This is a genomic window from Streptomyces milbemycinicus (assembly GCF_002154605.1).
Lineage (GTDB): Bacteria > Actinomycetota > Actinomycetes > Streptomycetales > Streptomycetaceae > Streptomyces > Streptomyces milbemycinicus.
The window spans coordinates 1-251 of sequence record NZ_MUNE01000225.1; the positions used below are offsets into that span (position 1 = coordinate 1).

Below are 251 nucleotides of genomic sequence, written 5' to 3' on the forward strand. Positions count from 1 at the left end.
GCGGTGCGCTCCGGGGTCGGGGCCCGCCTAGGGGTACAGCCTCAGCCGGCTGGACAGATCGCGCTGGACATGCGGCCGAGATCGACGTGGCGCCGACTCACCAAGGCAATTCCAGCTCGAGACATGAGGGAAGCGTGGCATGGGGGTCTCGGGGCAGTCCACCATTATCCAATATTCGGACAACAATGTCCCGCATCGTGAGATGCTGTGTCCTTGGTCACCTGTCGCGTGACTTGCGATCCGGGCGGCCG

At 64.5% G+C, this 251-nt stretch carries 1 protein-coding gene; it reads right to left on the minus strand.

The window, feature by feature from the left end; genetic code table 11:
• Positions 1 to 41 precede the first annotated feature (41 nt).
• Complete coding sequence (locus CCN51_RS59660) at positions 42 to 125, minus strand: putative leader peptide (RefSeq protein WP_309471194.1); 84 nt, start codon at positions 123 to 125, stop codon at positions 42 to 44.
• Between the last annotated feature and the right edge of the window lie 126 nt (positions 126 to 251).